This window comes from uncultured Campylobacter sp. (assembly GCF_938030685.1).
Lineage (GTDB): Bacteria > Campylobacterota > Campylobacteria > Campylobacterales > Campylobacteraceae > Campylobacter_B.
The window spans coordinates 1-6,646 of record NZ_CALHHX010000039.1 but is presented as its reverse complement, the minus strand read 5'-3'; the positions used below and the strand labels follow the sequence as shown (position 1 = coordinate 6,646).

General features: G+C 50.7%; 7 protein-coding genes and 1 pseudogene. 1 reads left to right on the top strand and 7 read right to left on the bottom strand.

What is annotated here, in order from left to right:
- The 3 genes and pseudogenes from pyrF to ribH all read right to left on the bottom strand — a co-directional run.
- On the bottom strand, positions 1-437 hold a 437-nt coding region (pyrF, locus tag Q0369_RS01780), incomplete at its 3' end, for an orotidine-5'-phosphate decarboxylase (protein ID WP_298095165.1).
- 677 nt (positions 438-1,114) lie between these two features.
- Positions 1,115-1,489 (bottom strand): annotated as a pseudogene (nusB, locus tag Q0369_RS01775) (transcription antitermination factor NusB); the annotation flags it as partial.
- Position 1,490: 1 nt separating this feature from the next.
- A complete protein-coding gene (gene ribH / locus Q0369_RS01770; protein WP_291939803.1) occupies positions 1,491-1,961 on the bottom strand; it encodes a 6,7-dimethyl-8-ribityllumazine synthase in 471 nt (156 codons plus the stop codon).
- 614 nt (positions 1,962-2,575) lie between these two features.
- Here ribH and sodB point away from each other — a divergent pair.
- Positions 2,576-3,199, top strand: coding sequence for a superoxide dismutase [Fe] (gene sodB / locus Q0369_RS01765; RefSeq protein WP_298095162.1), 624 nt, complete (start codon positions 2,576-2,578; stop codon positions 3,197-3,199).
- A 66-nt stretch (positions 3,200-3,265) separates the two neighbouring features.
- On the opposite strand, the gene Q0369_RS01760 is transcribed toward sodB, so the two are convergent.
- From Q0369_RS01760 to rsfS, 4 genes are all read right to left on the bottom strand, one after another.
- Complete coding sequence (locus Q0369_RS01760; protein ID WP_297989458.1) at positions 3,266-3,442, bottom strand: hypothetical protein; 177 nt, start codon at positions 3,440-3,442, stop codon at positions 3,266-3,268.
- Between the two features lie 208 nt (positions 3,443-3,650).
- Positions 3,651-4,232 carry a LysE family translocator gene (locus Q0369_RS01755; protein ID WP_050715070.1) on the bottom strand — a complete coding sequence of 194 codons (582 nt, stop codon included), beginning with the start codon at positions 4,230-4,232 and terminating at the stop codon, positions 3,651-3,653.
- 443 nt (positions 4,233-4,675) lie between these two features.
- Positions 4,676-6,043, bottom strand: coding sequence for a sodium-dependent transporter (locus Q0369_RS01750; protein WP_298095158.1), 1,368 nt, complete (start codon positions 6,041-6,043; stop codon positions 4,676-4,678).
- Positions 6,044-6,052: 9 nt separating this feature from the next.
- A partial coding sequence (rsfS, locus tag Q0369_RS01745) for a ribosome silencing factor (protein ID WP_298095155.1) occupies positions 6,053-6,646 on the bottom strand: 594 nt, incomplete at its 5' end.

Here is a 6,646-nt window from a genome sequence, read left to right as displayed (position 1 = left end):
TAGCTCATCACGCTAAATTTGCGCACGGCGTCGCTTAAATTTTGCTCGTAAACCGCGCTAAATTCCGCCTGATCAAAGCTCGTTAGCGCAGAAACCGCTAGCACCAGCGGACGCGAAGCTAGCCTGTCCAGTCGCTCCATCACCGTCGCCATCGCGCGCTTGCCGCTGCTTGCATGCACGTTTATCATATCTACGCCGAGCTTAGCGATCTCCTCGGCGGCGTCTGCCATTGTGTTTGGGATGTCGTAGAGCTTTAGATCGAGGAAAATTTTAAAATTTCCGAGCCTTTTTAGCTCCCCCACAAAGCCCGCTCCGTCGCGCAAATAAGTTCGCAAGCCCACTTTTAGCCAAATTTTATCCGAAAAGTCCGCAAGCTGCTCCGCCAGCTGTAAACACTCCTGCTTCGAGCCCAGATCAAGCGCGACGCAGAGTTTCACCGTTTATCCTTGCCGCGTACTGCGCCTTTGCTGTCTGCGGGTCTTTTCGAGAGAGCGCCTCTGCCGTCCGTAGGTCTTTTTGAGACGGTGCCTCTGCCGTCCGCAGATTTTTTCGGCGCGATAGAGCTTTTGCGCCCAGCCCTACTTTTCGGCGCAATATTTTTACCCGCAGCGCCCTTTTTTGGTGCTGTGTTTTTGCCGACTCTGAAATTTCTATCCGCACCCTCTTTTATCGGCGCGGCGTCTTTGCCTCGTTCGCCTGCCTTAAAATTTTTGCCTCGCTCGCCTGTTTTGAAATTTTTGCCAGTTTTCTCCGTCTTAAATTTATCTCCGGTCTTGAAATTTCTCTCCGTTTTAAATTTTTTGCTCGTGGCGGATTTTTTGGCGGGCGCACTGCGAGTTTTCAAATTAGCGGACTTTTTAGACGGTCTGCTTCTTCTCGCCGTAGAATTTTTCGGCGTGCCGTCCCTCTTTGCTCTCGTAAAATTTTTTGTCTCGCCGTCCGCGCCTGCGGGAATGAAATTTTTCGCCGTATCGTTGCTGTCCGAAACGGCGGAGTTTTTCTCCGTAGCAGGCTTAAAATTTTTGACTGCCTCCGTGGTTGTCTCGAGATTTTCACTTGCCGTCGCAGTCGGCTTGGAAATTTTATCTACCGCGATATTTACGGGGCTATCCTTTAGCGCGTCCAGCACGCCGTTTATAAATCTTGGCGAGATGCCAAGCTCTTTAGCGGAGTTGATCGCTTCGTTTATGACGATGCCCGCGTCCGTGTCCGTAAAGCGCAACTCATATGCCCCAAGCCGCAGTATCGCGCGCTCCAGAGCCGAAATTTCGGCAAGCTTGAATTCCTTTAAATTTTCATCTATCAGCGCATCGACCGCGGCAAGATTTTCGCTAGCGCCGCGCAGAAGCGCCAGCGTCCAGTTGCGTTGCTCGTTGCGAATGCGCTTTTCCTCCAGATATTCGTCCGCAAAGTCCTCGCCGCCGCCGTTCATATCTTGGGAGTAAAGCAGCGAGATCGCAGCGAGCCTGGCTTGGTGTCTGGTAGCCATTTTAAGCCTTTATGTTGCGAAATAGACTTAGAAGCTCGATCGCGCCGCTCATCGCTTCAAAGCCCTTGTTGCCGGCCTTTGCGCCTGCTCGCTCGATCGCCTGCTCGATATTATCGGTAGTCAGCACGCCGAAAGTTACGGGAGCGCCGTATTTTAGCATGGTGTTCGCGATGCCTTTGCTTACCTCGGCGCTTACGTAGTCAAAATGCGGAGTAGAGCCGCGGATCACCGCGCCTAGGCAGACGACGGCGTCGTAGAGCTTGGAAGCTAGCGCCTTTTCAAGCGCGAGCGGGATCTCAAAAGCGCCCGGCACCAGCATCAGGCTTAAATTTTCCTCCTTGCCGCCGTGGCGCAAAAACGCATCGTGCGCCCCCTCGACTAGGCGATCGGTGATGATATGGTTGAAGCGGGCGTTGATGATTAGGATCTTTTCGCTGCCCTTAAGAGCAAGCGAGCCTTCGATGATTTTCATGATTTTCCTTTGCGTTAAATTTAGCGCTAAGCTTAGCTAAATTCGCCAAAATTCTAAATTAATTTCAGCATCGCGACGCTTGAAATTATGAGAAATAACAGGCGCTTTGCGCGCAGAAATTTTCTCGTGGTGGATGAATGCGCCTAGGATTACGGCGCCGATCGTGACGATGCCTGTGCATAAGCTTAGCGTGAATATGAAAAATATGCGAAGCAGGCTAGTCTCTGCGCTCTCTTTTAGCGCTACGATCGTTTAAAGCAAGACGCTAAAAAGCGTGCCGAGCCCCGTGTATAGGACATATGCGAGCGCAACGCTATGTATTAAAAGCAAGCATAAACATAAAAAAGCTCCCAACCGCGCAGATGACGGTAAGTAGCCGCTCGTGCGTACCGGCAGCGCGCTTAAGCCCATACGTCCGGTCGCACATAAAAAGCGCTCCGATGAGGATAAAAGAAAGCTTTGGCGTTAATAAACCGCTTAAATTTTAAATTTAAAGTGCGATTACGATGGCTTAGATTGAAATTCATCTTAAAATTAATCCTAAATAATAAATTTTATTAATCATTTAGAAATTTTAGGATATAATCATTTTAAATCATTTCAAGGAGAGAAAGATGTTTAAACTTAGAGAGTTGCCGTTCGATGCGGCGCACAACGCGGTCGTAAGCAAGCAAACCTGTGATTATCACCACGGCAAGCACCACGCGACCTATGTGGCGAATTTAAATAAACTTACCGAATCGGGCGAGTTTGCGGGCAAGGGGCTTTACGAGATCGTAACGGCTGCTAGCGGCGGGCTTTTTAACAACGCCGCGCAGGTTTACAACCACGATTTTTACTGGGATTGCATCGCAAAACCTAGCGAGGCTTCCGCGGAGCTAAAATCGGCGCTGGCAGAAAATTTCGCGGATTTTAAAAGCGAGTTTTTGGCTGCTGCTACGGCACATTTCGGCTCGGGTTGGGTGTGGCTTGCTTACGATCCGAAATCGGGCAAGCTTTGCATCAAAGCGACCCAAAATGCCGTCACGCCGGTGACCGAGGGGCTCGTACCACTTCTAGTCGTGGACGTTTGGGAGCACGCGTATTACATCGATGAGCACAACGCGCGCCCGAAATATTTGGAAAAATTTTACGCGGGCATCAACTGGGAGTTCGTCTCAAGCGCCTATGAATGGGCGAAAAAAGAGGGTCTCGGCTCGGTAAAATTCTATATCGACGAGCTTCACGGCAGAGATTAAATTTTAAAATTTGAGCGGACGCGCCGATATAAAATCTGGGCCCGTCGCGATTTGCTTGCGTAAATTTTAAATTTGCGCGGGCTCGTCACAAACGGAAGCGGTGCTATCCGCAGAGCTAAAATCCGTTTTAAACGCATAATCCGAGTAGAGCAGATACGGCTCGTGCAGTACACAAAGCTGAAATCTCTTAAGCGCTCGTATGTTCGCTGTGAGTTCGCTACCGATGATAATCGCTGCCCGCAAATCGCTTAGACGCACCGCAAGCAACCCTGGACGATAATCGCCGCGGCGCTTGGCACACGCGACCGAGCACTTAAAATTTTAATTCAAAGCTAGCGGCTAAATTTCGGGATTTTTCTCGGAATTTAGCCGCAGCAATATTTCTTTTCAATCTATCTTTTAAATTTAATAAAATTTCATCAAAGCTCGGGCGCTAAATTTAATCAAAATTTTAGCCCAAAATCATCCACAGCCCGATCGCGCACATCAGCACCGAGCAGAAAATTTCGAGGTATTTCAGATGGGTTTTCAGTAGATTTTTTAGCACCGCTCCGCCCAGCGCGTAGATGCTAAGGCAGATGCTTTCGCTTACGCACAGCGTAGCGACGAGAGCGAATGTGCGCGCGCCGAAAAGATTGTCCGCGTCCAAAAATGGCGGAAAGAGCGCGGTAAAAAATATCCACGCCTTGGGGTTTGAGACCGCGACTACGAAGCCTTGTAGGAAGATATTTTCGCTGCGCTTTTGTTTTTGCAGCTTAAAATTTCCGCGCGCTAAAAAGGTCGCGACACCCAGATAGAAAATATACGCGCCGCCCAAAATTTTAATCGCGCTAAGCGCCGCAGGGTGCGCAAGCAGAATGCCCGCGACGCCGAATATACACGCAAGCGCCACGAGCGTGACGCCCAGCACCTGCGCAAGTAGCGCGGGCAGCGCCTTAAGATAGCCGCGCGCGATGCCGAGATTTAGCGCGTAGGTCATGTTGATGCCCGGCATCAGCGATATTGGGAAGATCGTAAGGAAAAACAGAAGCATTGAAAACCCCTAAATTGCGGCTAAATTTTAAATTTTATCTCTCGCGATACGGCGCCGCTGCGATAGATTTTAAAATTCTAAAATTTAACGCGCTGCGCTGAGGTGAATAAAATTTTAAAATTCCGCCGCGCCGCACCCAAACTTTTCTTGGGGCGGGAAGGGGGCTTGAATTGCGAGGTCGCTCCCCTTCCCGCCCCAAACCCCACCTAACCCCCGACGACGCTTTACAAGGGGCAGGCTACGCCTGCGCTAAATTTATATTATAACTGCGGTGCGGTGTCTCGCACCTAGTCGCAAGACCGCCGTGCCGCAAGTTTCAATACAATGTGCCGCACCGCGTAAAAGCTCACGCCGCAGTATACGTAGCGGAGCAGATGAAATTTTAAAATTCCACCGCACCGCCGCGGGTAAATTTAAAATTTAAAACTCTCGCGGCTTTAAATTTAGCCGAAAATCCCGTATCCGAAGATCACCGCGATGATAAGCGGCAGGATAAATTTGACGTACAAAAACCAAACTCCCGCGAGCCTCGCGCTCAGATCGCCTTCGTTGGTGAGCTCGTAGATCGCGTCCTTTTTCAGCACCCAGCCCACGTAGATGCAGCACAGAAGCGCCGTTAGCACGAAAAATACGTTCGCGCTTACGAAGTCGAAGGCGTCAAAAACCGAGCGCCCTAGAATTTTGACGTCCGCAAGCACGCTGCTTGAGAGTATGCAGGGTAGGTTGCCGAGCACGAAGACGCCGCCGAGCGTTAAATTTACCGCCTTTAGCGTTGAAAAGCCGAAGCGCTCCTCTACGAAATTTATGATGACCTGATAGATCGTGATCGACGTTGTAAGCGCGGCGATGAGCAGGATCGAGAGAAAGACCACCGCGACGGCGTTGCCGAACGGCATGTGCGAAAATGCGATCGGCAGGCTCTTAAAAACCAGCGACGAGCCGCTGCTTGGCTCAAGCCCCGCGCTAAAGAGCGATGGGAAGATCATAAAGCCCGCAAGCACGGCGATGAGCGTGTTTACGACTGCGGTGATGGTGGCCGTTTGCATCAGCTTCTCGTCTTTGTTTAAAAAGCTCGACAGCGTGATCATCACGCCGAAACCGAGCGAGAGCGCGAAAAAGACCTGACCCAAAACGTCGATCAAAAGCTTGGGCGTAATCTTGGCAAAATCGACGCCGAGATAAAATTTTACGCCTTCCTTTGCGCCTTCTAGCGTTAAATTTGTAAGGATCACCGCGATGAAGCATAAAAATAGCGCGGGCATTAGAAATTTTACGAATTTTTCGATCCCCTCGATGATGCCGTTTTTCAAAATGTACCAGTTGATCGCTATGAAAACGAGCGTGTAAGCTCCGACGCCGAGCGGGCTATTTTCGATGTGATCTGCGTAGAATTTTTGCGTGAATGCGGGATCGGTGATCCGCGCGGAGAGGTCGAAGTTGCCGCTTACGATGTTTACGATATAGGTTAGCACCCAGCCGCCGAGGACCATATAGTAGGCTAAAATTCCAAACGCGCCGATTACGCCCATGATGCCTACGATTTTCCATGCCGGCTTTATGCGCGAGCCGTCCTTTTTAGGCGCCGTGAAGGCATCGACGCAGTTTCTTAGCGCACGGCGTCCGATGACGTTTTCTACCAAGATCATCGGGATTCCAAGCACGATCATCGCGATGCAAAATATGAGCACATAGGCGCCGCCGCCATTTTGCCCGACTAAATACGGAAACCGCCACGTGCAACCAAAGCCGATCGTGGCGCCCGCGACGGTTAAGATATATGTGAGCTTGCTGCTCCAGGTCTGTCTCGGCACGCTCCCTCCTTAAAATTGCTCTTTTTTGAGCTTGTCGAGGAAATCCTCGATATTGTATTTGGCGCGGTAAGCCTCGCTGATGAGATGGACTATGATGTCGCCGAGATCGACGACGCTCCACTCATCGCCGCTTTCGATAGCCAAAAACTCCTCGCCGAGCGGCTTTAGCACGCTTTTTAGCTCCTCGATAAGCGAGGCTGCGTGGCGGGAGGTTAGCGCAGTAGCGATAATTACGAATTTCGCGATATATTCGCGCCCCTCCATATCGATGATCTGGACGTCTTCGGCTTTCTTTTCGTTTAAAATTTCGGCGATCCGCTCCGCCCTTTGCTTTGGATCTTGCATATCTTTCCTTTTATAAAATTTTATGACCTCTGCTGCGATCTTGGGCGGGATTTCGCCTTTGAAATCTCGCCTAAAACCGCTTGAGCTCGCATCTACGGCAATCTCGATCCGCCTTAGGCTCGCCCACTGCCGCGGGATCTCGTAGCCGGGCCGCGTAAGCACGACAAACTCCGCTAATTTCTGCAGCTCGCTAAAATCGCGCCATTTATGAAGCTCCGATAGGTTGTCGGCCCCCACGACGATGTAGAGCTTTGGTGC

Coding starts and splice junctions, on each gene's coding strand:
- sodB (WP_298095162.1), top strand. CDS start 2,576: ATGTTTAAACTTAGAGAGTTGCCGTTCGATGCGGCGCACAACGCGGTC.
- Q0369_RS01755 (WP_050715070.1), bottom strand. CDS start 4,232: ATGCTTCTGTTTTTCCTTACGATCTTCCCAATATCGCTGATGCCGGGC.
- ribH (WP_291939803.1), bottom strand. CDS start 1,961: ATGAAAATCATCGAAGGCTCGCTTGCTCTTAAGGGCAGCGAAAAGATC.